Source organism: Alienimonas californiensis (assembly GCF_007743815.1).
Classification (GTDB): domain Bacteria; phylum Planctomycetota; class Planctomycetia; order Planctomycetales; family Planctomycetaceae; genus Alienimonas; species Alienimonas californiensis.
Map to the genome: position 1 here is coordinate 418490 of NZ_CP036265.1, position 25750 is coordinate 444239.

13 protein-coding genes are annotated in these 25750 nt (G+C 69.8%); 2 read left to right on the forward strand and 11 right to left on the reverse strand.

All coding sequences use genetic code 11. The features are described from left to right. From CA12_RS01675 to CA12_RS01705, 7 genes are all read right to left on the reverse strand, one after another. Nucleotides 1-2118 (reverse strand): FAD-dependent oxidoreductase, encoded by a 2118-nt coding sequence (locus CA12_RS01675; protein ID WP_145356969.1) that lies wholly within the window; start codon nucleotides 2116-2118, stop codon nucleotides 1-3. 266 nt (nucleotides 2119-2384) lie between these two features. Next, nucleotides 2385-3830 (reverse strand): DUF1501 domain-containing protein, encoded by a 1446-nt coding sequence (locus tag CA12_RS01680; RefSeq protein ID WP_145356971.1) that lies wholly within the window; start codon nucleotides 3828-3830, stop codon nucleotides 2385-2387. Nucleotides 3831-3948: 118 nt separating this feature from the next. Next, the gene (locus CA12_RS01685; RefSeq protein ID WP_165700497.1) at nucleotides 3949-6873 is read right to left on the reverse strand and encodes a DUF1553 domain-containing protein; all 2925 of its coding nucleotides are present in this window, start codon (nucleotides 6871-6873) and stop codon (nucleotides 3949-3951) included. A gap of 431 nt (nucleotides 6874-7304) precedes the next feature. Continuing rightward, a complete protein-coding gene (locus CA12_RS01690; protein ID WP_145356974.1) occupies nucleotides 7305-8498 on the reverse strand; it encodes a hypothetical protein in 1194 nt (397 codons plus the stop codon). Nucleotides 8499-8549: 51 nt separating this feature from the next. Further along, entirely contained in the window at nucleotides 8550-10520 is a 1971-nt protein-coding gene (locus tag CA12_RS01695) for a hypothetical protein (RefSeq protein ID WP_145356976.1), read from the reverse strand. 192 nt (nucleotides 10521-10712) lie between these two features. Further along, nucleotides 10713-11789 carry a dihydrodipicolinate synthase family protein gene (locus CA12_RS01700; protein WP_145356978.1) on the reverse strand — a complete coding sequence of 359 codons (1077 nt, stop codon included), beginning with the start codon at nucleotides 11787-11789 and terminating at the stop codon, nucleotides 10713-10715. 42 nt (nucleotides 11790-11831) lie between these two features. Next, a complete protein-coding gene (locus CA12_RS01705; RefSeq protein ID WP_207622106.1) occupies nucleotides 11832-12866 on the reverse strand; it encodes an NAD-dependent epimerase/dehydratase family protein in 1035 nt (344 codons plus the stop codon). 197 nt (nucleotides 12867-13063) lie between these two features. On the opposite strand from CA12_RS01705, the gene CA12_RS01710 reads away from it, so the two are divergent. Together CA12_RS01710 and CA12_RS01715 are read left to right on the forward strand one after the other, a co-directional pair. Further along, nucleotides 13064-13732, forward strand: a complete 669-nt coding sequence (locus CA12_RS01710) for an ECF-type sigma factor (protein ID WP_145356980.1) — start codon at nucleotides 13064-13066, stop codon at nucleotides 13730-13732. 78 nt (nucleotides 13733-13810) lie between these two features. Further along, nucleotides 13811-18826 carry a protein kinase domain-containing protein gene (locus CA12_RS01715; RefSeq protein ID WP_145356982.1) on the forward strand — a complete coding sequence of 1672 codons (5016 nt, stop codon included), beginning with the start codon at nucleotides 13811-13813 and terminating at the stop codon, nucleotides 18824-18826. Nucleotides 18827-19103: 277 nt separating this feature from the next. Here CA12_RS01715 and CA12_RS01720 read toward each other — a convergent pair whose 3' ends face one another. From CA12_RS01720 to CA12_RS01735, 4 genes are all read right to left on the reverse strand, one after another. After that, entirely contained in the window at nucleotides 19104-20375 is a 1272-nt protein-coding gene (locus tag CA12_RS01720) for a hypothetical protein (RefSeq protein ID WP_145356984.1), read from the reverse strand. A 17-nt stretch (nucleotides 20376-20392) separates the two neighbouring features. Then, a complete protein-coding gene (locus tag CA12_RS01725) occupies nucleotides 20393-21676 on the reverse strand; it encodes a hypothetical protein (protein WP_145356987.1) in 1284 nt (427 codons plus the stop codon). Then, nucleotides 21673-23031 carry a DUF1552 domain-containing protein gene (locus tag CA12_RS01730; RefSeq protein ID WP_145356989.1) on the reverse strand — a complete coding sequence of 453 codons (1359 nt, stop codon included), beginning with the start codon at nucleotides 23029-23031 and terminating at the stop codon, nucleotides 21673-21675. Before CA12_RS01730 ends, CA12_RS01725 begins: the two co-directional genes overlap by 4 nt. 129 nt (nucleotides 23032-23160) lie before the next feature. Next, on the reverse strand, nucleotides 23161-25599 hold the full coding sequence (locus CA12_RS01735; RefSeq protein WP_242688098.1) for a DUF1592 domain-containing protein: 2439 nt from the start codon (nucleotides 25597-25599) through the stop codon (nucleotides 23161-23163). Between the last annotated feature and the right edge of the window lie 151 nt (nucleotides 25600-25750).

Below are 25750 nucleotides of genomic sequence, written 5' to 3' on the forward strand. Positions count from 1 at the left end.
TCAACGCCCGGCTTCGCCGCTCGGTGGCGTCGGCTGGCTGGCCGCTTGGTCTTTCGGCAGGAACTGGAGCGCGTCGACGATGACGAAGCCGACGGTTTGGCGGTTGCTGACGGTGACGGTCGTTTCGACGCCGCCTTCCAGGCGGACGGCGCCGACGAGTCGGAATTGCCCGCCCGGCGGCAGCGGTTGGGTTTGATCGACGGCGAACTCCTGTTTGTGGGAGCCGCTGACGACGCTCACGGGCACGTTCGCGGCGCGGGTCTCGTGCGCCGAATAGCTCATCAGGAATTGATATTCGCCCGCCTGCGGCGCCTGGAATCGGAACGTGGCCGTCGCGCCGCCGTCGCCCGGGGTCGCGTCGCCCGGCCGGCCGCTAAAGACGTAGCCGCTCCCGACGTGCGGCTGAAAATTCGTCGAGCGACCCCACTCGCCGGTCAGGCGGGCGTTCGCGTCGTCGAGCACGATTCCCGGCAGCGTCTCCACGGCGACGGAGCCCGTCGCCGACGGCAATTCGGAGACGTCCGGCAGTTCAAGCACCTGGCCCTGCGCCAGCAGTCGCTCGCGCAGTTTCGGATAGGGCAGCGCCTGCACGGCGGCGTCCGTCTCGGCGGTCAGGGCGGCGGCGACGCCGGCGCTCTGCCCGAGGATCATCCAGGTCCCTTCGATCCGCAGCGACGAAACGCCCACGTGCGTGCAGGACAGCGCGACCGGCACGAGCAGGTTGTCGCACTGCTCGGGCTTGGGCGCGATCGCGCGGTACGGGACGTGGTATGCGTAGCCCTGCCGGGACTTCCCCCGCCTCACGGGAAAGATCGTCCCCTCGTTGATCACGCCTCCGTCTGGGAGCGCGAGGCGCCGGCAGTCGTGCGAGTCGATCGGGAACGACGAGACGGCGATCGGGTCGTCCTTACGCGGCGAGTCGAGCACGTCCTTCTGACTGATGACGTAGAGGCCCTGCATCCGCCGCGACTCGCGGACGTAGAGCGCCGGCGAAAAATGACCGTAGCCGGCGAATTCGTCTTTGCAGAGGCCGAGCCTGGCGTACCGGTTGCGGACTTCCGCGGGCACGGCCGGGTCGGTGGTCAGGAAGCGAAAGAACTCGAGCGTGTACTGCTTGTGCGCCTCCCAGATCTGCTGCCGCCCCGCCTCGTCCGCGGCATGCCAGTCGTCGCCCCCGCCGACCAGGCCCAGCGAAAACTGCCCGCCGATGGAGTTGTTGCCGTCGAGCTTGCCGCCGGGCAGCGGGTAGAGATCGAACCCGACGGGCACGCCCGCCTGCAGCGCGCGGCGCACGACTTCGAAGCGGGCCGGGTCGTAGCGGGCCGGCTCGGGCAGCGGCGCCCGGTTGTCCGGATCCTCGGTTAGACACAGCCGGAAACTGTAGGTCATGACGTGCCGATCGCCCGCTGCGTCAGGCCCGGGATCGTCCGTCGTGACCAACGGCAGCAGGGCACCCTCGTCGTCGAACCCGTCGACGTTCATCTTCGCTTTGGGGTACTGCCGGCCGGCCAGCGACTCGCCGTATTCCTCGCGGCCCTCGCGGCCGATCGTCCAGTCCACCCCCGCGGCCGCCATGAGGTCGCCTTCATAGGTGCCGTCGACGAAGACTCTACCGCGAAACCGGTCGTTCCCGGCGACCAGCGACCTGATCCGCGGGCCGTCTTTCACGACCCTCTTCAGAGGGCGTTCGGTCAGCGTCGTAACTCCTGCCTCCTCGAGCATCTGCCTCGTCACACGCATCGCGACGTGCGGCTCAAAGGTCCAGATCGACTGGTCCTTAACTGCGGGATCGTAGGGCGCCGGGAGCCCGCGATCGGCGTAGTCCTTGACCACCCGCGTGTGCCACTCGTCGAACAGGCCCATCACCGTACTGCGGACCATCTGGTTCGAGTCGCAGTGACTGAGCCCGCCGGTCGTCATCGCGCCGACGTGATCGGTCGGCTCGAGCAAGATCACCGCGGCTCCTTCGCGAGCCGCGGCGATCGCCGCACAGAATCCGCCGGGCGTCGCGCCGTAGACGATCACGTCGGCGTCGTATTCCTGCCCGGCCGTTCCCCTCTGACCGGCGCTCGCGATCAAGACCGTCGTGAGGACGACGCGTTGAATCCAGGGCGTCATGCGCAATTGCATCGTATTCGGTGGGGATTCCGGCTGCCGTGAACGGCGGGGGGGCCGAATTCGGCCGGGCTCACGCCGCTGCGGCGGACCGCGGCCGTCGGACGAACGCCGGACAGGAAAACAGCCCACCCGCACCCGGGCGGGCTGTCAAGGCGTCGCGTGTCGTCGCACGATTCAGCCCCGACCGCACCGTTTCGCCGGCCGTGGGTCGTGCCCTGCCCAACCGTCAGGATGAGCGTGCCGGTCCATCTCCCCGTGCGGCCGGACTACGCGAGGATATCTTTGATCACGTGGCCGTGGACGTTGGTCAGGCGGCGCTCGATGCCGTTGTGATAAAACGTCAGGCGCTCGTGGTCGATGCCCAGGAGGTGCAGGATCGTGGCATGCATGTCGTAGGTCGTGACGGGGTTCTCCACCGCGGCGTACCCCAACTCGTCGGTCGCCCCGTAGGCGTATCCCGGCTTCAGTCCGGCGCCGACCAACACGTTGGTGAAGCCTTGCGGATGATGGTCGCGGCCGCGGCTGAGCGTCCCTTTGCTCGCCTGGGCGAACGGGGTGCGGCCGAACTCGGTCGTCAGCATCACCAGGGTGGAGTCGAGCATGCCCTGGGCTCGCAGATCTTGAATGAGACCCGCGATCGGACGGTCCACGCGCAGGGCTTCCCCCGTGTGGCTCTTATATCCTTTGCCGGTCACGTCGTCGTGAGCGTCCCAGGAGACGCCGTCGCCCGTCCAGATCTGGACCGTGCGAACGCCCCGCTGGATCAGGCGCCGGGCGGCCAGACAGTTGCGCCCGACGTCGCGGCACTCGTTCCGGTCGATCCCGTACAGCTTTTGAACGTGCTTGGGCTCGGAGGCCAGCTCCATCGCCTCGGGAATCGTCCGCTGCATCCGCGCGGCCAATTCGTAGCTGTGAATTCGGGCCACCAGCGGATCCGTCTCCGCCTGCTCCTGCATGTGCAGTTCGTTCAGCGCGCCGAGCAACTCCAGTCGCGCCTGCTGGACCTCGTCACTGGCGCCGCCGGCCGGGTTGAGATCCAGGATCGGCGGGCCGCCGCGGGTGTTGAACGGCACCCCCTGATGCTCCGCCGGCAGGAACCCGGCGCTCCAGTTGAACGCCCCGCCCGCGGCGTTGGGAATGCCCCGGGAGTCCGGCAACACCACGAAGCTGGGGAGGTTTTCGTTCTCCGTGCCCAGCCCGTAGGACAACCACGCGCCCATGGTGGGAAAGCCCATCTGGCGAAATCCCGTGTTCGCCTGAAAGATGCCCGGGATGTGATTGGCCGTTTCGGCGGTCATCGAGCGGATCACCGTCAATTCGTCCGCGACCTCCGCGATGCCGGGGAATAAGTCCGAGACCCACAGCCCGCTCCGGCCTCGCTGGGCGAACCGGTAGTGCGAGCGATGCAATCGGCCGACTTTGCCGTTGAACACGTCGGCCGTCCCGAAGCTGTCGGGCATCTCCTTGTCGTGCAGCGTTTCCAGCTCAGGCTTGTAGTCGAACGAGTCGACATGGCTGAGGCCGCCGCCGAGGAAGATGTGGATCAGCTGCTTGGCCTTGGGCTCATGGTGCAGGCCCGGCCGAGCCTGCGGTTCGGCGGCGGAAGTCAATTTCCCGTCTCGCGCCAACAGGTCCGCCAACGCGATCGCGCCCACCCCGCAGGCGGCGTCCTGAAAGAAGTTGCGGCGAGTCGTGAGGCGGGGTGCGGTCATGGCGGTCGGCGGGCGGCGGGCGGGAGAGATCGGCCGGGGATCCGGGCAGCGAAGGCGACGGCGGGTCCGCCCACGCGGAGCGTTCGCCGACTCGGAGGCCTCTGCGACGGCCTGCGGTCTAGTTCACGTACAAGAATTCGTTGGTGTTCAGTAACACCAGGCAGTACTGCGCGAGGCCGTGTCGGCTGACGAATTGTTCGCCGAGCGACGTTTCCCGACCGGTCGGCTCTCGGGCGAACAGCAGCCGATGGGCCAACTGAATCTGGACTTTCGCGTCGTCGCCCGCGTCCTCGCGCAGTTGCTGCGCCAGCCGCTCGCCGCACTTTTCCATCGTCACGTTATTGAACATCGACAGCGCCTGGACCGGGGTGACGGTTTCGGTTCGCACCGGCGCCATGACGCTGGGGTCGGGGCAGTCGAGCGTTTCGAGCAGGGGATGGCTGCCGGAGCGGGCCCACAGGCGGTAGAGCGTGCGGCGGTTGACCTCGTCGTGGAATTCGCCCGTCGGGTCGGTGAATTCCGCGTTGTTGCCCGCCTTGACGCGCATGTCGCGATAGCTGGGTCCGCCCAACTTGCGATTCAGCGCGCCGGAGACGGCCAGCGCCGCGTCTCGGACCGCCTCCCCCTCCAGCCGATGCACGTTTTGGCGCCACAGCAGCCGGTTGTCCGCGTCGACGTTCTCCGCCTGCTCGTTGCGCACGTTCGACCTCTGCCGATACGTGGCCGAGGTGACGATCAAGCGGTGCATCTCCTTGACCTTCCACCCGCCGTCGATGAAGCGGGCGGCGAGCCAATCGAGCAACTCCGGGTGCGAGGGCCGGCCGCCGCTGAAGCCGAAGTCGCTCGGGGTGTCCACGATGCCGCGGCCGAAGTGATAGCGCCACAGGCGATTGACCATGACCCGCGCGGTCAGCGGATTGCGGGAATCGCTCAGCCACTCGGCCAGCTTGCGCCGCCGCTCCGCCTCGGGGGCGTCGGGCGCGAGGCCGAAGTCCGCCGACAGGCCGCCGCGCGACAGGGCCTCGAGCCCCCGGGGGGCGACTTCCTGCAGCGGATTCCGAAAATCCCCTCGCGAGAGCACGTGGAACTTGGGCGGCTGGCGAGGAATCGGCACATGGGCCGTGCCGGAGAACGCGACCTGGGCGAGCGCGTCCTCCGCCGCACGCAGCCGGCCGATCAATTCGCGATGCTGCGACCGCTGTGCGTCGGGGGCCCCTGCGAGCAGCGCCTCGAAGGGTTCGCCGGCGGCGACGTTCTCCGACCGCGTTTCGAAGTGTCGGCGGACCTCGTCCGCGCCCAGCGCGCGGCTGTACAAGCCGACGGCGTGAAACACGCCGTTCCAGCGACGACCGCCGGAGAACTCGTCTCCCAGCCCCAATCGGAAGCCGTCGTCCCAGTTGCCCAGGTCGCCGCCGGTCGTCCGCTCGGCCGCCAACTCGCCGGCGAGGTACAGCTTGCTCCGGCCCTGGCGGTCGAACGTATAAACGACGTGGACTCGAGCCGACTTCACGCCGCCCGCGGGCGAGGCGAGCGAGGGCAGGCCGTTGCCGTCGGTCTTGGTCGTGCGGAGGCGCACGTCGAACCGATCGCCGTCCTGGCCGAGCGTCACGTTCCGCGCTCCGGAATCTCGGGAGAGGGTGAGGATCCGCGCCGGTCCGCTTTGCTGCGAGTTCTCGGGAGTGATCCAGGCCTCGATCGTCAACTCGCCCGACGAGCGAACGCGGTCGACGAACTCCCGCGGCGGCTGCTTCGTCGCGAACCGCGGCCCGTCGCCCTTCACGAGGCTGGGGCCCGAATCCGAACGGGCGCGGTCCGGGACGTCGTCGCCGGGCCGTTCGCCGATCAGGTAGAACAGTTCCAGCCCCTCGACCGGCCGCGCGGCCGTTTCGCCTTTCCCGTGGCGACGGCGAATCTCCGCTTCGAACGCCGCGATTCGCTCGCGGAGATTCTGAGCCTCCTCACGGAGGCGGGCCTCGCGCCGCGGATCCCGGGTCGCGGTCAGATCCGTCCGTTCCTTTTCCGCCTGGTTCACGCCGCCCACCAGCGCCGCCATCTGATAATAGTTCTGCTGCGAGATCGGGTCGAACTTGTGATCGTGGCAGCGGCTGCAATGGACGGTCAGCCCCAGGAACGATTGGCCGAGCGTCGCGACCAGATCCTCCAGGTGATCCCAGCGGGCGGCGGTCCGCATCATGGCGGACCCTTCGACGTGTCCCACCTGGTCCCACGTCCCGCAGACGTGATAGCCGGTCGCGGTCAAGGCGTCGTAATCGCCGGGACGCAGCACGTCGCCGGCGATCTGGAGGCGAACGAATTCGTCGTAGGGCAGATCGTTGTTGAACGCCTGAACGACCCAGTCCCGGTAGCGCCAGGCGTTGTCGCGGATGCGGTTGCGTTCGTATCCCTGCGTCTCGCCGAAGCGGACGACGTCCAGCCAATGCCGCGCCCAGCGCTCGCCGTAATGCGGCGAGTCCAACAACCGGTCGACGAGCGCCTCGTAAGCGTCGGGGGAGGCGTCGTTGACGAACGCCTCGACCGCCTCCGGCTCGGGCGGCAGACCGATTAAATCAAAATACAGGCGACGGATCAGCGTCCGCCGATCCGCCGTCGCCGCGGGTCGCAGCTTTTGCGCGTCGAGCCTCGCCAGCACAAAGCGATCGACGTCGTTGAGGACCCAGTCCGGATCCGCGAGTTGAGGTGCTGCGTTGCGAGCGATCGGCTGCAGCGACCACCAGTCATAGCCGGCGCGCCGATCGCTGGAATAGGCGACGGGGTCGATGGCCGCCCCGCCCCATCGGGCGCCGTCCTTGATCCATCGTTTCAGGATCTCCTGTTCCGCTTCGGACAGGGGCGGACGATCCAGGGGCATGTCCCCCGAGCGGACCCTCTCCAGCAGCAGACTCTCGTCCGGCTTGCCGGGGACGATCGCCGCGCCGCTGTCGCCCCCCGTGGACACGGTCGCGGCCTGCGACAGGTCCAGCCCCCCTTCCGTCACGGCGGGGCTGTGGCATTCGAGACAGTGCTTGGCCAGCAGCGGCGCCACAGCCGACCCGAAATGCCGCTCGCCCCCGTCCGGCGCGCCCACGGCCGGCGTCGCGAATAGGGCGATAACCGCGAGAGCCCCGACGCCGCTGCGCAGGGCAGAACGACTGACCTTCATTGCTTCCTGTCTTGGTTGAGCGGCAGGCCGCCGCGTCGGTCATTCTAGATCGTCGCTCGACGTCGCGTCCACTGGCTGGCAGGCTGATCGCCGCGTGCGCCCCGGTCCGCGTCGAACCTCGTTCGCGAGCGCGACGCGGAGGAGACCAGCGGTCGGGACCGAACGAAGGCGAGCCCCGTGCCGCCGCCCTCGCACACCGGCGGATGCGATGTCACGGTCGATCGTTCTTACCGCAGAGCCGCATCGGCGCCGCTTGGAATTGATCCGCTCCGAGGCAGGTCGTTCGCTCGGCGACCGACGGCCGCAAGCGCCGCTCAGAGCGTCCGGAACGGCTGATGCCAGGGGCTCCAGGCCGACCACGGGCCCGTCGCGCCTTGCTGCCGAACGCGGACAAAGTACACCTGGGACGCGTCGAGCTGATTGGCCCCGGCCAGCGAACCGACGAACTGTCCTGTGTCCGGGCCAACGCGCACGCGGTCGGTTCCCCGCAGCGGGCGGGACGTCCAGACCACCGACTGGCCGGCGGGATCGTTCGCGATCTCCGCTTCCCAACTTCTCTGGCCGCCCGGGCCGTGATTTGGCGTGACGAATAAAACCGGATTCCGCGGACAGACGACCGGACCGATCGGCTCGGTGGAGACCACGAAGTTATCGATCCAGCGCGACTGGTCGACGGGGGAGCCGTCGTTCCAGTAGGCCTCCAGAAAGACGGCGTTGATCCCGCGGTCGGCGTAGCCGCCCCGCCAGTCGAGATCGCGTCGCTCCGCCTCCAGCCGCGCGTCGATCCACAGTTGGTTCAGGCCGTCGTTTTTGCCGGGCGAGTTCAGCTTCGCCCGCGCCTCGACGCAGACCCAGCGGCCGGATTCTTCGCGGCTGTGAAGTTGGAATTGCGACGCCGGCTTGTTGCCCAGCCATTTGAGATTGGCGAAGTCGTTGTATTTGGTCGTCACCACGCGATCCCCGCGCACGCCCGTGGCCGGGTCCAGCGTGAGGGCCTCGCCGCTGCTCCAGACGTGCGCGATCATGGCCTGTCGCCAGCCCGGCGGCGTCAGACTCGTGGCGCGGGAGAGTTTCGCCGGACCGCCGCCGGTCCAGCCGGGCTGATGACGCACGTAGATGCGCCAATACACGTCGGTGAACGTCTCCTCCGGGCGGACCGCCTGCGCCGGGTACACGGGCGAATCCCCGAAGAAGAGTTTCCGGCCGCCGGTCCCGCGTTCGTCCTTGCGATAGTCCATCTGAAGCGACCTACCCCGGTCGCCGAACCGCGTCGCGTCGGTCGTCTCCCCGCTCCGCTCCGGGTATTGCCGCTGCGTCGCAGGGTCGTCGAAGTCGTCGTACCAGATCACTGCCGCGTCCGTTGCGTGCGGTTGGGATTCGGCCATCCCGACGCTGTCGATGCGGGGCGCCTCCGGAACCTGCTCCGCCCCGGCGGACGCCACGCCCCCGCAGCTCACGACGCCGCCGCAGAGGAGGAAAAGCAGATTCGTCAGCCGGAATTGGGTCATGGTCGTTCGCCTGATTTCCTGCGTGGATAGACCGAGGTGAGTCGGGACACTCTACGGAGACGGAACGGGGCGATATTCGACCCAGCGGGTCCGCACGTTCCGGCCGGCGGCCAGCGTCCACGTCTGCGATTCGCCCGTCGCGCCCGTGAAGCGGTGCGAAGCCGTCTGCTCGCCCCCGTCGTCCTCCCAGGCGAACGTGACCTCCGTCGCGTCCCGGCTGGGCGGTTCGTAGACGAGGTGCATTTCTGCCCGCAGATATTTCTTGCCCCCGGTATTCCGGAAGCGAACCTGGAGCGGCCCGCTCGTCGGCTCCTCCAACGGAACGTCGCCCCAACAAAAACTTTGCGACCAGAAGTCGCCGGGCTCGTCGCCGCGCCGCGTGATTCGCCAGTCCTCCACCACGGGCCGCCAACTGGCGCCGGCGTCGGCGGAGTATTCGATCTCGTACGTCACGTCGGGACTGGGCGGGTTTGAGGAGGCGACGTGTGCGGCGGCATGAATCGCGACGGCGGGGCGGCCCCGCGGCGCCTCGGCGGCCAGCGTGACCGTTGGCGTGCCGAAGTCCCTGGCGATCCGGTGGGCGTCGGCCTGCGGCCGCGTCGGTCCGATCGACGTGACGGCCCGCCCCGAGGCGAGGAACTCGATCTCCGTCCGGCCGTCGCGGAGCCGCGGGATCGTCGATCCGTTCGCCTGACAGACGGTGATGATCTTCAGGCCCGCGTCCGCGAGCGTGGCGGCGACGGCGCCCGGCGGTGCGTTCGAGTCCGCCGGAGCGTCCGGGAGCGAGAACCGCAGCCAATATTGCCGAAAGCCCTTGGCCTGGTCGGTGAGGTCCAGTCGTCCGGTCAGCCGTCCGCAGGCGGTCCAGTTCGCGCCGCGATCCGTGGAGATCGCCGTCTCGCACTCGGCCTCGCCCTGCACCGCCAAGCCGTTGCGGCAGCCGGCGTCGTAGATCCCCCAGGCGGCGTCGTTCGGCGGAGTCGCGGCGATGATATAGGGCGTTTGAAATTCGAAGGTGATCTGCCGGGCGTCTTCTGCGATCACGCCTTCCTGATAGTCGCCGCTGCGAAAGTCGGGCTCGTAGACATACACCGCATTGGCGAACCGGGCCTGCCCCGGCCGATACTCCGCGCCGTCTTCCGAGCCGTACATCGTCTCGGGCTGATTCACCCAGGTCCGCGAACGCTCCGGCCCGGGGATTCCCGCCGTTTGATAATTGCGTCCCCAGAAGACGAACGTCTTCCCGTCGTCCAGTCCCGGTTGGAGGTAGCGGCGCAGGGACTCGCCGCGCCGCAGATGCGTCATGGGCGGCGCTCCGCTGTAGCCGGGGAAATACTCGGCCGAGCGGTAATCCGCGTAGACGGCCCCGTCGTCCGGATGCAGGCCGCAGACCAGCCAGCCGCGTTGCGCCTCGGCGGCGGAGCGTTTCGCCAGCCGTCGATCATCGCGCTGCACGTCGGCGATCGACATTAATCGATCCTGTTCGCGATCGAAGATGACGGTGGACAGATCGTGATCGAGCAGGGCCCAGCGGCCGTCTCCGTAGGGACCGCCTTTCAAAAAGACCTCGAACGAATTGTGCCCCGCCGTGCCGACGGTCCGGCCCCGATTGTGCCCCAGCAGCGCGTGCAGTTCGGCCGACCACTGGGCGTGCGTCGTGCCGCAGAGGCCGAAGCCGTGCGCGAACAACCCGGTCCAATAGTCGCGCGTCGCGGAGTCGCCGCCCTGCCGAAACCCCTCCCCCCAGAGGTCTTCGACGCCCTCCTCGCCGTGCCAGTAATGGGTATTCCGCCAGAGCCAGGCGGCGAGCGCTTTTTGCTCGTCGGCGCTCGGAACGTCTCCCACGACGCGGCGGTAGAGGTCCGCCTGCGTCGCCTCCAGCCGCTCGAAGGTCGAGCACGACAGTTCCCCCGGGTACCAAGGATGGTCGGTGCGAACCTGGGGGTCGCCGACGCCGGCGTCCGCCGCGTTCGGCGTCAGCAGCCCCAGGAGCGCGGCCAGGGAAACAGCAACTCGCCGCATGGTCGCGCTCCGGCTTTGGAACAGGAACAGAAGCTCCGCCGAGCCCGGCGGCGGGCGACGTTTCCCTCCGTCGGCGGCCGCTTGGACGAAGCGGGGTCGTCGCATTCTACCCGGGCTGCCCGAGCGACGAGAGCGACCGGCGCGGACGAACGGTCCCCCGCGTCCCGGGACTGAGGGACCGCAGGGCGGCGCTCAGGACAGCCACGCGTCCAGACGTTCGGCGACGAACTCGTCGTCGATGAGGTGCGGGTGGTCCCGGCGGACGCGGGCGATTCGCTCGGCCTGCCCCGGCGAGAGTCGCTCGTGCGGATCCAGGCACCGGTCCGAGGCGAGCAATCCCTGGCCGTGCAGCACGTGGTTGATCCCCGGGACGCAGCCGGCGAACCCGTGGGCCGGGTCGAACAGCGCCGCGTTGCAGTCGGTGACCTGGGCGTCCAACGCGAGCGCCGCCGGCGTCAGCGGCGTGGCCCCTGTGCGGAGGGCCTGCACGCGGTCGAACGTCTCGACCGCCCGGCGGGTCCAGACGGCCCAGTGCCCCAGCAGCCCGCCGACCATTCGCTGCGTAACCGTCACGCCGCCGACCCGCGTCGAAAACGGCGTGAGCAGATCCGCGACGATGTGGTCGTCGTTGCCGGTGTACAGCGCGATCTCCCCGGCCCGCCCCGCCCGCGCGACGCCGCGGACGACGTCGAGCGTTTGATAGCGGTCGAACGGGGCGATCTTGATGGCGAGCACGTTGTCGATCGCGGCGAACCGGCGCCAGAACGCTTCGCCCAGCGGCCGGCCGCTGATCGCGGTCTGGAGGTAGAACCCGAACAGCGGGATCACGTCCGCGACTGCCCGGCAGTGGGCGATCAGGGCGTCGTCGTCGGCCTGCGGCAGCGCCGCGAGCGAGAGCAGCCCGGCGTGGTAGCCGAGCGACCTCGCCAACTCCGCCTCGCGCACGGCCTGCGGCGTCGGCCCGCAGACCCCCGCGACGCGGACCAAGCGGGGGCCGCCGTTCCGCTCGATCTCGTCGAGCGCGTCGCCCGCGGTTCGCAAGACCGGTTCGAGCAGGTTGTGCGCGGGGTCGCGGATCGCGAACTGCGTCGTGTGCACCCCGACGGCGACGCCGCCGGCGCCGGCCGCGGCGTAGTAGCGGGTGAGGGCCCGTTGGCGGCGCTCGTCGTAGACGCCGTCCGCCGACAGCGCGAGCGGGTGCGCGGGGATCACCAGCCCCGCCTGCAGGGCGTCGCGGACCCAGCGGGGAGCTTCGGCGGAGTGGGACATGGGCCTCATTCCAGCGTCGAGCGACCGCCGACCGCGACGAACTTAATACCGCCCGTCGCGGACTTCAAAGCGGGTCGGTTTGCCCAGCGTCCGCCCGCCGCGGGCGATCCAGTCGGCGACCCAGTCGATCACGCGTTCGATCGGGGTGTCCGGCTCGCCGAGCAACGCCGTCGCCCGGGCGGCGTTGGACAGCAGGGCGGCGGGGGCCGGTTCGCCGGTGAAGGCGACGGGCCGGCCCATCCGCTCGGCGAGGCGGGTCGCGACGTCGCGGACCGCGAGCGTTTGCGTGCCGGTGACGTTGATCGCCAGCGGCGGGCTGCCCGCATGCTCCAGCAGGCGCAGCGCCGCGGCGTTGGCGTCCCCCTGCCAGATGCCGTTGAAGTATCCCGTCGCGAGGTCGATCGGCGTCCCGGCGGCGATCCGCTGGGCCAGATCCACCAGCACGCCGTAGCGGGGTTCGAGCGCGTAGTTCAGCCGGAGCAGGACCGCGGGCGTGCCCCGTTCGCGGGAGGCGTATTCGAACAGCCGCTCGCGGGCCACGGCCGCGTTCGGGTATTCGCCCCGCGGCTCCAGCGCGTCCGTCTCCACGCTCCCGCCCGAATCGGCCGCCGTGACGTCGTAGACGTTGCCCGTGCTGAAGGCCACGACGTCGGCGTCGCGGTACGCCCGCGTCGCCTGCAGCGGCGCGACGGTGTTCGCCGCCCACGTCAGGTCCGGCCGCTCCGCGGTGCCGAACTTCAGCCCGACCATGTAGACCACGTGGGCGGCCGGGGGCAGCCGGTCCGCGGCGTCCTCCGCGAGCAGGTCGCAGGCGACCGTCTCCGCCCCGGCCGCCTCATGTTGCCGCCGCACCGCCGCGTCGCCGAAGCGGCTTACGCTGAACACTTTGGCCGAACTCCCCGCCGCGTCCCGCGCCCGACAGGCCATCGTCACCAGCGACAGGCCCATCTTCCCCCCGCTACCGAGCACCGCCAGATCGCCCCGCAGCCGGCGGAAGACGTCGACCACCGCGGGCGTCGGGCGGCTGAGCAGTTCCTCCAACGCGGTTTCGTCGGCGATGCGATCGGGAAGCTCCACGACGAACCCGTCCGAGCGGTGAGGGAGGTTGACGACGGTCGCGCCATCCGCGACCGCACGCCCCTAGCGATACCGCGAACGGGCCGTCGACCGCAAACGGGCAGCCACGGGGAGGACGCGCCGGGCGCCCGGCGGGAGACCGAACGGTCGCGTGGGGACCGATGTCGCCGTAGCGTGATGTGCGGCAAGGCGAGGCGATGAGCGACGTGACGCGACTACTCGACCGTTTCGGAGCCGGCGACGCCGCCGCCGCGGACGAGTTGCTGCCGCTGGTTTACGACGAGCTACGCCGGATCGCCCGGAAGCAAATGAGCGACGAGGCGGCCGGCCACACGTTGCAGGCGACCGGGCTGGTGCACGAGGCGTACCTGCGGCTCGTCCGCTCCTCCGAACGCGATTCGGCCGGAGACGGATCGGCGGCGGACGAGGGCCGCATCCGCTCGACGCGGGGCTACTTCTTCGCCGCGGCGTCCGAGGCGATGCGACGAATCCTCGTGGAGAACGCCCGCCGCAAAGCCCGGCTCAAGCGGGGCGGCGATCGGCGGCGGGTCGACTTCGACCATGTGCCGGCGATCGAACTGGCGAGCGACCGGGACGACGATCCGGACGACCTGCTGGCGCTGGACGCCGCCCTCAAACGGTTCGAGGCGGAGCATCCGCGGGCGGCCTCGGTCGTCACGCTGCGGTACTTCGCCGGTCTCAGCTTCGAGGAGACCGCCGCGGCCCTCGACGTCTCCCGCGCCACCGCGGTGCGGGATTGGACCTTCGGCCGGGCGTGGCTGCACCGCGCCCTGAACGGCAACGCATCGCCCGGCGACCGCCCGACCGAGGACCGCCCGACCGAGGACCGGGCGGACGAAGTTTGAGTCGTTCGCACTTTCCGTGAGCACGCCCGCCTCCGGTTGGCGCACGACCGAGAGACCCCGTTGACCCGGAGCCATGTGATGCCCGCCCCCCCGCCCGACGTTCAATCCCTGTTCCTTCAGGCGGCCGAACTCGACGACCCGGGCGAACGGGCCGCCCTGCTGGACGCCCGCTGCGAGGGCGACGCGGCCCTGCGGGCGGAGGTGGAGGAATTGCTGGCGGCGCATGGAACGCCCGGCGGCCCCCTCGATCGGCCCGCGGCGGCCCGGGCCACGGCGCCCTCCGACCGGACCGCCGCCCGGCATTCCACCGCGACGGTCGTCAACGCTCCGGACACGGCCGATCCGCAGCCGAGCGCCGGGGCGACGAACGACGTGGCGCCGGGCGTCCCCCTCAATTCGGCCCAGAAACTCGGGGGCTACGACGTCCTGGAGACGGTCGGCCGCGGGGGGATGGGCGTGGTGCTGCGGGCCCGGGACCCGCACCTGGACCGCATCGTGGCGATCAAGGCGCTGGCCCCGGAGTTGGCCGCCGACCCCACCGCCCGCCGCCGCTTCGCCCGGGAGGCGCGGGCCGCCGCCGCGGTGACGCATCCGCACGTCGTCACGATTCACGCGGTGGAGCCGGGGGGCGCCGGGCCGGAGGGGCCGACGCCGTTTCTCGTGATGGAATACGTCGCCGGTCGCTCCCTGAAGGACAAGCTGGACGCCGACGGGGCCCTGGAGGTCCGGGAGGCGCTGCGAATCGGTTCGCAGGTCGCCGCCGGCCTCGCCGCGGCCCACGCCCAGGGGCTGATTCACCGGGACGTCAAACCCGGCAACGTGCTGTTGGAGAACGGCGTGGAGCGGGTCAAGCTGACGGACTTCGGCCTGGCCCGGGCCGCCGACGACGTGGCGATCACCCGCACCGGGGAGATCGCCGGCACCCCGCAGTTCATGTCGCCGGAGCAGGCGGAGGGCCGCCCGGTCGACGCCCGCAGCGACCTGTTCAGCCTCGGCGCCGTGCTGTACGCGATGTGCACCGGGCGGCCGCCGTTCCGCGGGGAGTCCACGCTCACGGTCCTCCGGAAGGTCTGCGACGCGACGCCCCGGCCGATCCGCGAGGTGAACCCGGACGTGCCGCCGTGGCTGACGGAGATCGTCGACCGCCTGCTGGAAAAGGACCCGGGAAAGCGGTTCGCCTCCGCCGCCGAGGTCGCCGCCCTGCTGGGCGGTCGTCTGGCCGAGATGCAGAACCCCGACGCTGCCGAGCGTCCGCGGCCGGCGGCGGGCCTCCCGTCGACGGCCCGCGCCGGGCGGGGGCGGCGGTGGACGGTCGCCGCCGCGGCGTTGGCGGCCGTGTTACTGATCGGGGGAACGACCGAGGCGACCGGCGTGACGGAGGTGATCCCCACCGTCGTCCGCCTCGTCCGCGGCGAGGGCACGCTGGCGATCCGCACGAACGACCCCGACGTCGGCGTGACGATTGAGGGCGAGGACGTAGTCCTCACCGGCACGGGCCTGAGCGAGATCCGACTCAAGCCCGGCACCTATCAGGTGAAGGCGACGAAGGACGGCCGCGAGTTCACGGAACTGGTCACCGTCGAACGGAACGGCCGGGAGGTCGTGAACGTCGGGTGGGAGCCCGCCGGGCGGGAGCCCGCCGGGCGGGAGCCCGCCGGGCGGGCCGGCGGACAGACCGGGGCGTTCGCGGGAGAGCCGACTGCCCCCCCCCGGCGGCTGGGCGTCGTCGTCGGGGCGGACCCGGCCGCGGGGACGGCGTCGATTCAACTTGACGAGCCGGCCGGCCTGCGGCCGGGCGCGGCGTTCGCCGTTCACCCCCGGGCCGATGCCGGCGTTCCGCCGAGCTACATCAAAGCCTGGGTCGAGGCCGTCCGCGTTCCGTCGGACGGGCGGGCGGAGGTCCGCGTCCTCGAGTACGACGCGGAGCGCCCAATCGCCGTCGGCGATTGGGTGTCCCTGTGGCCGCCGCCCGGCGCCGGAGGGTCCGCCGACGGCGGGACCGCGACGGCTGGCGACGCGACGTTCGAGCCGGTCGCCTCGCTCCGCGGCCACACGGACGCCGTGCGAGATCTCGCGTTCTTCCTGGACGGGCGGCGGCTCGCCACCGGCTCGGCGGATCAGACGTTCCGCATCTGGGACGCGGCGAGCGGCGAGGAACTGTACCGCCGCGACTGCCCGCACTGGGTCTCGGCCGTCGCGGTCTCGCCGGACGGGACGCAGGCGGCCCTCGGGTACGTCACGGTCACGGAGTCGGCCCAGATCGAGATCGTCGACTTGGAGACGAAAGAGCGGGTCCACCTGCTGGACGGCCCGCCGGGGCTGGTGCACGGGTTGGCGTACTCGCCGGACGGCTCCCGGCTGCTGGCGACCGGCCAGCAGGGCGTGGGGTTGCTGTTCGACCCGGCCAGCGGCGAACGCCTGAACGAGTTCCGGCAGGGCGAAGACGAGGTGTTCGGCGGGGAGTGGGCCCCGGACGGCCGCACGTTCGTCACCTGTTCGAGCCGCGGGCCGCAGATCATGACCCGGGACCTGAACGGCGCGGCCCTCCACGCGACCGTCTCGCTGGAGCGGGCGGCGGTCGTCGACGTTCGCTACTCGCCGGACGGCACGCGGCTTGCCGCCGCGATTACCCGGCCGCAGATCCCGATCTATGACGCGGCCGACGGTACGCTGATTCGCCTCATCGAGACTCCCGGCCCGACCGCCGAGGTCCGCTTCCTGGGCGACGGCCGGAGGCTGCTCGCCGCCGGTAAGGACGACGCGCTGCGGCTGTACGACGTCGAGTCCGGGCGGCTGCTCGCGGAGCGCCCCCTGGACGGCCCGCATGCCGCTCACCTCGCCCTCGCGCCGGACGGCGCCCTGCTGGCGACCGGCGGGGGACGCGCCCGCAACACGCTAGGCGGCCGGCCGGCACCCGACCCCCGCGACTACGACGTCCGCCTCTGGCGGCTGTCCGGCGCGGAGACGGCGGACGCGAACGCCGCCGACGGCTCGTTCGCCCTCGTCCGCACGTTCCCCGGCCACGCCTCCTCGGTCAACGCGATCGCGGTGTACGACGAGGGCCGGCGGGCGATCTCGGGCAGCGAGGAACACCGCTTCCGCGTCTGGAACCTGGAGACCGGCGCCCTGCTGAAGACGATCGAAACGGGGGCGGCGGTGAAGGCCGTCGCGGTGACGGCGGACGCACGGTTCGCGATCGTCGGCACCGCCAACCCGGCCGGGGTCCGCTGGTACGACCTGGAAGACGGCACGCTCGTCCGCCAGGCGGGCGATCTCGGCGGGGCCCCGAATCAGTTCGCGTCGGCGCTCGCCCTCACCCCGGACGGCTCGCGGGTCGTCGCCTCCCGGCTGCGGGGCGGGCCGGTGGTCCTCGACGCCGCCACCGCGGAGCTGGTGCGCACGCTGGCCCCGCCGCCGCCGATGCCAAAGGAGGGGTCCGACGTCGGTTCGCTCTGCCTGGCCCTCTCGCCGGACGGCATGCGGGCGGCCGCGGGTTGGCACAGCAGCGGACGGGACGGCGAGATCGTCGTCTGGAACCTCGACGACGGCGCCGCGGTTTGGAGCAGGGACCTCGGCAACCGCTCCACCTTGGACCTGGCGTTCTCCCCGGACGGCGCCCGGTTGTTGGTCGGCGACAGCGGCGGCTGGCTGACCCTCCTCGACGCGGGCGACGGCACGACGCTGCGGCGGTTCCGCGGGCACGGGGACGCCGTCAACTCCGTCGCCGTCCTGCCGGACGGCCGACGCGCCCTCACCAGCGGTCTGGACGATGTGTTGACGCTCTGGGACTTGGATTCCGGCGAGGAACTGGCCCGGCTCGCACGCCCGGACAAAACCGTCCTCCACGTCACGCCGACGCCGGACGGCCGGGGGTTCCTCACCGGGGGCGGCGGCTACTGGGACGGGGAGAAGTCCGTCCGCACCGGCGACTACGCACTGCGGCTGTGGGATTTCACGGACGACCGCCCCCGCGCAGCCGACGCCGTTCCGCCCGCCGACGACCATGCGGGGCGCCCGCCCGAACCCCCGTCCCTCGTCGAGGACGTGCGGATTGAGGCACTGAGCGACTTCGTCCTCGCCCTCGCCTACACCCCGGACGGGCGGTCGCTCGTCACCGGCGGGGCGGACGGGGCGTTCGTCTGGGACGCCCGCAACGGCCGGCGGAGGCGGGAACTGACCGGGCACGACGGCCGCAGCGTGCACGCCGCCGTCGTCCTGCCGGACGGCCAACGGGTCGTCACCGCCGGCAAGGGGGACGCGATTCTGCTGTCCGACCTGAACAGCGGCGAGGTCGTTCGTCGGTTCGAGGGGCACACCGGCTTCGTCGAGCGCCTGGCCGTCTCCCCGGACGGCACACGCCTCGCCTCCGGCAGTTCCAACTGGGTCCGCAAGGACCGCGGCGACCTGACCGTGCGGGTCTGGGACGTCGAGACCGGGCGGGAACTGTGGCAGGCCGAGCCGCCGCCCACCGACAACGGGTACGGGGCGGTGCACGAAGTGATGTTCACCCCGGACGGGGCGCGGGTCGTCTCCGTCCACCACGCGGCCGAGGACGGCGTCTCCGTCTGGGACGCGGCGACGGGCGAACTCCTGCGGCGGTTCAGCGGAAAGCACAGTTCGATCAAGTCCGCGGCCCTCTCCCCCGACGGCCGCACGCTCGCCACCGGACACGAAGCCGTGCAGGTGAAGGAACTCCGTTGGGACGACCCGGAACACGCCGTCGTCCGCCTGTGGGACCTGGCGAGCGGCGAGGAGGTCCGCCGGCTCGTCGGTCACGCCGGTCAGATCAACGCCGTGGCGTTCTCCCCGGACGGGACCCGGCTGCTTTCGTGCAGCGGCAGTCAGTACCTCAACGACGCCTGGACGCCGGAGCTGTCCCGCGACAACACTCTCCGCCTCTGGGACGTGGCGACCGGCGCCGAACTCGCCCGCCAACGGCTGCCGGGCGGCGGCCAGGCCGCCGCGTACGCCCCGGACGGCGAACACGTCGCCTCGGTCGCGGGCGGGAAGAACCTGTTGGTGCAGCTCTGGCGGATCCCGGACGCCCTCGCGGCGGAGAGCGCCGCCGCCCGGAACCCCGCCGCGGCGCGCTGACGGCCGGGGTCGCGGATTCGCCGGCCAACCTTCCGGCGGCGGGCTCGCGGCTGCCCAAGCTCTCCTTCGTCGTCGTCAGCAACACGCACCTCGGCGATCGAGAGATTCGATCGAGCACGGGCAGATCCGGCTGCGTGATCGACCCGTCAGACACGAGGCGTCGGCAGGCAGGAACCTGGCGCTGCGGCAACTCGGCGAAGAGTGAACTGGATTGTCGAGCCTGCAGAACGCGGCGGTCGCCGCGTTCCCGCCGCCGCCGGCCGCGGGGCGTCCGGCGTCAGTACTTGGGAAAAATGTCCGGCGTCGGGAAGCGGTCTTCGGGGCTGCCGTCGCCCAGATATTCCTCGCGGGGCACCTGCACCTGCGGCCAGTTCGCGGGACGGACGCGGACGACCCGGCCCGGGCGGATGCCTTCGACGATGAGGTCGGTTTCAAACCGGATTTGAACGCCGCTGCTGCCCAGAGGCGCCTCACCGTCCGTCTTCGCGACGTCCACGAGGGTTCCTCGCGAGGCCATGTGCGACGGGCCGTAGGCGCCGTGGGTGTGCTTCAACGTGTTCTCGACCGGGTTCATATGCACGCCGACGTTCTTCTGGAAATCGGCGAGGAGGGAGTCGTCCATCCCGCCGAACAGAGTCGCCGTCACCGTCGCCCGGCCGAACTTGCCGTACTCGACGGCGTCGACCCAGGCGGGCATCCAGCGACTGCGGATGAAGGCTTTGTGCGTTTCGGTCTGACGGCGGGCGGCGCGCTCGATCGCCGCGTCGTCCAGCCAGATGTCCGAGATATGAAACCGCGTGAATACGCCGTCCGGCGTGGGCTTCCAGGTGATCCCCAGCAGGACGGCCTGCCCGTCGAGTGATTTCTTGCCGCTGGCGGGCCAGAGGCCGTTGGCGACCAAGTCCTCGACGCCGAGGAGTTCGCGGCCGAGCCAGATCCGAGTCGCGGCGTCGAAGGTCAGCGTTTCCTCGCCGGCCTCGCCGGCCTGGCCGTCTTTCGGTCCGCGGCGGGCGACGATCGTCCCCGCGTGATTGTTGAGGTCCACTTCCTTGAGGTTCCAGACTAATCCCTCGCGCCGGCAGTGGCTGGGTTCGTCTTCGAGCAGGAGGACGTGGTTCTCGGCCGGGAAGATCCCGGCGCCGCGGTTATGGTTGGCGTCCTTCGATTTATTGTCGACGGGCAACACCGGCACGGCCGAGATCTCGGGCTCGGGCGGCAGAAAGGCCCGCACGTGCAGCACGGTCCCCAGCGGAATATCCCGGAGATCGGCCGGCGCCCCGTGATAGCGCACGACGCCGTAGGGGAGCAGCGCGAAGGGATGCGGATCGTTGCGGAAGAACATCCCCTCCCCCTGCACGCGAAGGCTCCCGCGGCGGTTGGGATGATCCACGAACGTCAATTCGCCCCGATAGGAGTGCGCCATTTCCAGGGGGGGAAACGTGCCGACTTCGGGGCGGAAGGGTTCGTCCTGGGCGTGGGCGGCGCTCGCGAGCAGGAACGCGCCGAGGGAGATCGCGGCGACCCGGCAGGTCGAACGGAACGGCGTCATCGGGCGGTGTTCCCGCATCAGTATTCCGGGAAGAGGTCGGGAGTCGGGAACCGGTCTTCGTGGCCGGGATTGAACAGATATTCCTCGCGGGGCACCTGCATCTTCGGCCAGCTCTCCGGACGGACGCGGACGACCCGGCCGGGGCGAATGCCCTCGATGATCAGGTCGGTCTCGAAACGGATCTGGACGCCGCTGCTGCCCAGAGGAATCTCTCCCTCCTCTCGGGTGACTTCAAGGATTGTGCCGTTGGACGCCACGTGCGAGGGCCCGTAGTGACCGGCCGTGTGTTTCAAGGTGTTCTCGGCGCCGTTCATCTGCGCGCCGACGCCCGGCTGGAAGTCGGCGTACAGGGAGGGGTCCATGCCGCCGAACAGCGTCGCGGCGACGGTCGCGCGGCCGAATTCGTCGTACTCGACGGCGTCGACCCGGGCCGGCATCCAGCGGCTGCGGATGAAGGCTTTGTGCGTCTCGGTTTGAAAATAGGCCGCCTGTTGGAGGGAGTCGTCGTCCAGCCAGATGTCCGAGATATGAAATTGGGTGAACGCCCCGCTCAACCCGTCCCCCGGCGCCGGCTTCCAGGTGATCCCGAGCAGGACCTCCTGCCCGCCGAGATCCTTCTTGCCGCTAACCGGCCACGCGTCTTCGGCCACCAGGTCCGCGACTCGAATCCGCTCGCGGCCGCGCCAGATGCGGGTGGCGGCGTCGAACGTCAACTCTTCATCCTCGGAGGCGCCGTCTCCGCCGGCCCTCGGCGCGCGGCGGGCGACGATCGTTCCGGCGTCGTTCTTGAGCTCCACCGCTTTCAGCCTCCAGACCAATCCCGCGCGCAGGCAGTGGCTGGGCTCGTCTTCGAGCAGGAGCACGTGGTTCTCCGCGGGCGCCGTCCCCGTGCCGCGATAGTGGCCCGCGTCTTTCTCCTTGTTGTCGACCGGCAACACCGGCACGGCGGAGAGCTTCGGGTCGGGCGGCAGAAAGGCCCGCACGTGCAGCACGGTCCCCAGCGGGACGTCCCGGAGATCCGCCGGCGCCCCGTGATACCGCACGACGCCGTAGGGCAGCATCGCGAAGGGCTGCGGGTCGTTGCGATAAAACTTGCCCGTCCCGGCCACCCGCAGGCTGCCGCGGCGGTTGGCGTGGTCCACGAAGACCAGTTCGCCCCGGTAGGCGTGCGCTTTCTCCAACGGAGGAAACGTCCCGGGTTCCGGGCGGAACGGGTCCTCCGCCGCGGAGACCGCGGGCGCCAGCAGGGTCGCGATCAGGCACAGCGCCGTCGCCCAGAACGATGCGTCAATTCGCGTCATAGTTCGATCGATTTGTTGCTGTCGCCGAACTGGTCGGTTTCGACGCCCATGCGCTGGGCCATCGTCAACAGCAGATTGCTCATATGGGCGTCCGAGTTCGCGGGGCGGCTGCAGAGCGAGTAATGCTTGCCGGGTTCGTCCAGCTGATAGCCCTCGAAATGGCCCTGGTTAAAGTCGACATGGCTGCCGTGCTTCAGACCGAGGTCCGATCCGCCGGCGAGCACCAGCGGGAGGTTGGCGTTGCCGTGGCTGTGACCGTACGACATGCCGCTGCCGAAGAGCGCCATCGTCGAGCCTAACAGCGGCCTGCCGTTGAGATCGTTCGTCTCCGCCAGTCGGGTGAGGAAGTAGCTGAACTGCTCGATGGCGAAGGTGTCGTAATTCGTCAGCTTCTCCATGTAGCCGAGGTCGCCGCCGTGGTGACTCAGCTGATGCCGCGACTCGGTGATGCCGATCTCGGGAATGGCGAAGGCGTCCCCCTCCCCGCCCAGGCTGAACGTGGCCACCCGCGTGACGTCCGTCTGGAAGGCGAGGACCATCAGGTCGTAGACGGTGCGAAAATAATCGCCCGCCTGGGTCTTGGGGACGTCGCGGTTCGTCCGCTTCTTGTCAGACTCCGAAATCTCCGGCAGCGGGGTGTCGAGCCAGGCGTCGGCCCGCCGCGTGCGGATCTCGGCCTCACGCACCGAAGTGAGGTATTGATCGAGGCGCCCCCTGTCGGCCGCTCCGATCTGCCGCTCCAGCCGCCGGACTTCCGCGAGGTTGTCGTCGAGCACGCTGGCCTTCCGGCGCAAGGCTCTGCGCTGAGCGGCGACGCCGCCTTTGGGCTGCTCGAAGAGGGACGCGAAGATCTCGCTGCAACGCCGCATTGAGGGGAGGCGCACGCCGTCGGCCGTCCAGCTCAACGATTCCCCGGTGAGGGCGACCTCCATGGAGGGGTAGCGCGTGTGCTCCGCGGTGATCGCCGCCATCTGCTGGTCGACGGAGATCGTATTGCGGTCCGACGGGCCGAGTTTTCCGCCGGTCAGCCAGACGGAAATACAGTTGTGGTGATGGCTGATGGCGCCGGGATGATGCAGCCCGCTGATGGGCGTGATGACGTCGCGGTGCTTCTCCAGCGGCTTGAGCGAGCGCGAGAACTCATAGTCCCTGCCCGGCGTGGTGATCTGGTAGTTGAGCGAATGGACGCCGTTCGCGAGGTAGACGAAGGCGCTGCGTTTCGGCGAGGCGGTTTGTCGCTCGGCCGCCCGCAGCGGGATCATGCATTCCAGCATGGGCAGCGCGACGCAGGTGCCCATCGCGCGCAGGGCGTGTCGGCGGTCGACCAGCCAGGATTGGGAAAGGAAGTTCGACATCGGGATGTTCCTTGGAAAGGCTTGGCGGGTGACGGGTTACGGGACGCCCTTTCCAAGGCGTCGGCGAGGGCCTGGTCGTCGCGTTCAGGACCGCCCGGAGGGGCCGTCCCGGGGGATCACGTTCCGTTCTCAGCGCGTTCTCATCAGGTCGGACAGGGCCACGGCCCGCACGACGTCTTTCACCCGATACTGGCCTCGTTTCGCCTCTTCGAAGATGGCCTGGACGCCGTCCTGGTCGTCGACGGTCAGCACGCGGCGCAGGGCGTACGTGCAGAGATGCTCGATGAAGGCCCGCGCGACCTCGTCGCGGTCTTCGAGCAGGAGCTGTTTGAATTGTGCCGAATCCGCGAACGTCTGGCCGTCGGGCATCACGCCGGAGGCGTCGACCACGGGATCCTCGCCCACGCCGGTGGGCACCTGCTCGCGGGTTCGCCACTGGCCGACGGCGTCGTACTGGTCGAACGCCAGTCCCAACGGATCGATATTCCGATGGCAGGCGGCGCAACTCGCGTTGTTCGCGTGGGCTTCAATTCTCTGGCGGATGGTGATCTTGGTTCCCTGGGGGGGAATCGGTTCGATGGGGTCCACGTTCGCCGGCGGCGGCGGCGGCGTCTTATTGAAAATCGCTTCGCTGACCCAGACGCCGCGATGCACCGGGCGATGGCGCGTGCCGTCCGAGGTTAACCCGAGCACCGCGCCCATCGTCAGCAGGCCGCCGCGATGGTCCTTGGGCTTGACCGAGACGCGCTGGAATCCGCCCGTCTTCGGGGCGGGCAGTCCGTAGAAATCGCAGAGCCGGGCGTTCGCCATCGTCCAGTCGGAATCGAGAAAGTCCTCGACGGGCAGGTTCTTCGCGAACATCTCGCGGAAATATTCGACCGGTTCGGCCCGCATGCTCGTTTCGAGCCAGTCGTCGTAGGTCGGGTACAGCGCCTTGTCGGGCGGGAACGTCCCCACAAGGTGCAGTTGCAGCCACTGCCGCGAGAAATCATCGATAAAGCGGTTGATGCGGCCGTCCGCCAACATCCGGTCCACTTCCTTTTCCAGGACTTCGCCCTCCAGAGCGTCGTCCCGGGCCGCGGCGAACAGGCCGTCGTCGGGCATCGAACTCCACAGGAAATACGAGAGCCGCGCGGCGAGTTCCGCGTCGGTCAGTCGTGCGCGGGCCGTCGGGTCGCCCTCGACGAGATAGAGGAAGTTTCTGGACGTCAGCACGCCCTGCAGGGCGATCCGGTAGGCGCCGGCCGTCGTTTCGCCCGCATCGCGTTCCTCGCGGTAGGACTGCAGGTAGTTCTCCAGTTCATCCACCGTCACCGGGCGTCGCCAGGCGCGCTCGGCGAATCGCTGGAGATAGTCCGCGACCGCCTCGGGCGCGGCGTCCTCCGGCGGGACGACTCCCTGCCGTCGAGACGCTTCCTCCTCCGTGACCAGCGGCCCCTCCCATTCCATCCAGTCCAGGATCACCGTGGAGAAGATCCCGTTGCCGTCGCCGTCGAACATCTGCGGCGCGTTCGGGTTCAGGAGCGCGGTCTCGCTGCTGTGCGTAAAAATATACGAACTGCTGCCGAGGGCGTTGCGGAAGGCCGCGCCCTGCCGGCGGTCCACCACGTCGGTGGAGACCACGCAGAAATGCAGCGTCGCGGGCATCTCGAGAAACGCCTCGAACTCATAAACCTGCGGGTCGTCCTCCGTCGCCGTCACGTCGAATTCGATCAGCCCGTCCACGGTCTCCTCGCCGGTCCGCACGCCGACGCTGAGGTGGGCCGTCTGGCCGCCGGGCGGACGGATTCCGCTGGCCTGGACGCGGAACTTATAGAGCCCGCTCTGCTCCGGCCCCGTCCTGCCGAACCAGTGCGGAGCGAGCGCCGGCTGAACGTTGCCGGGGTACAGGAGATAACGCAGCGGACGCTTCACGCCGAAGCGGTCCAACGCCGCCTGCTGGGCTTTTCCGCCGCCGTACCGCAACTCCGCCGCGGTCTTCCGGACTGTGCGAGCCTCGCCCGGCGCCGCGGGAAAGGCGCGATCCAGCACGAGGTCTGCGGCGCGGTAATAGCGGTCCACATGCGAGGGCGACAGCGAAAGCTGCGAGCCGATGCGCTCATAGCCGTGCCACAGCGTGTCCTCGTTCAATTCGCCCGGCTTCGTCGGGTCGTATCGCACGCCGAGCAGATCGTAGACGGTATTCTGATACTCTTTCCGGCTCAGTCGATAATGCGCCACCGCCGGCCGCGCCGCCATTCGCGCCGCCCGGCCTTCCTTGAGTCGTGCGTCCAGATTCGCCACGAACGCGGCGATTTCGTCCTGAGTCGGCTGCGCTTCCGTGGCCGGCGGCATCTCGCCGCTGTTGACCTTGTCGATCGCCTCCGCCCAGTGATGCGTGTCGGCGCCGGACTTGAAGTCGCGCGACAGCCGGTCGATCCGGATGTCTCCTTCCTCGAGCAGCGGGCCGTGGCAGTGAATGCAGTGCTTTTCCAGGAACCCCTCGAACGGCTCCGCTCCGCCGGCGACGCCGGCGAACCCGAGACAGAGGACGAGGCTGGAACAAAGTAAACGTCGAATGTGAAGCATCGCTTTTGTCCGTGGCATTCCGCAGTGATCGCCTACGCCACCGAGCGATGCACATCGGTCCGCCGGAGGTCGCGGCCGAAGTGGTTGCAGGTGAGTTGAGCGTGATCGACGCTGAGCAGGCCCCGCATCATAGCGTACAGCATAGTCGTAT

Bases quoted from the DNA above. Each gene is read 5' to 3' on its own strand.
- CA12_RS01715 (WP_145356982.1), top strand. From the start codon at position 13,811: ATGCCCGCCCCCCCGCCCGACGTTCAATCCCTGTTCCTTCAGGCGGCC.
- CA12_RS01695 (WP_145356976.1), bottom strand. From the start codon at position 10,520: ATGCGGCGAGTTGCTGTTTCCCTGGCCGCGCTCCTGGGGCTGCTGACG.
- CA12_RS01675 (WP_145356969.1), bottom strand. From the start codon at position 2,118: ATGACGCCCTGGATTCAACGCGTCGTCCTCACGACGGTCTTGATCGCG.
- CA12_RS01700 (WP_145356978.1), bottom strand. From the start codon at position 11,789: ATGTCCCACTCCGCCGAAGCTCCCCGCTGGGTCCGCGACGCCCTGCAG.
- CA12_RS01735 (WP_242688098.1), bottom strand. From the start codon at position 25,599: ATGCTTCACATTCGACGTTTACTTTGTTCCAGCCTCGTCCTCTGTCTC.
- CA12_RS01680 (WP_145356971.1), bottom strand. From the start codon at position 3,830: ATGACCGCACCCCGCCTCACGACTCGCCGCAACTTCTTTCAGGACGCC.
- CA12_RS01725 (WP_145356987.1), bottom strand. From the start codon at position 21,676: ATGACGCGAATTGACGCATCGTTCTGGGCGACGGCGCTGTGCCTGATC.
- CA12_RS01730 (WP_145356989.1), bottom strand. From the start codon at position 23,031: ATGTCGAACTTCCTTTCCCAATCCTGGCTGGTCGACCGCCGACACGCC.
- CA12_RS01720 (WP_145356984.1), bottom strand. From the start codon at position 20,375: ATGACGCCGTTCCGTTCGACCTGCCGGGTCGCCGCGATCTCCCTCGGC.
- CA12_RS01710 (WP_145356980.1), top strand. From the start codon at position 13,064: ATGAGCGACGTGACGCGACTACTCGACCGTTTCGGAGCCGGCGACGCC.
- CA12_RS01690 (WP_145356974.1), bottom strand. From the start codon at position 8,498: ATGACCCAATTCCGGCTGACGAATCTGCTTTTCCTCCTCTGCGGCGGC.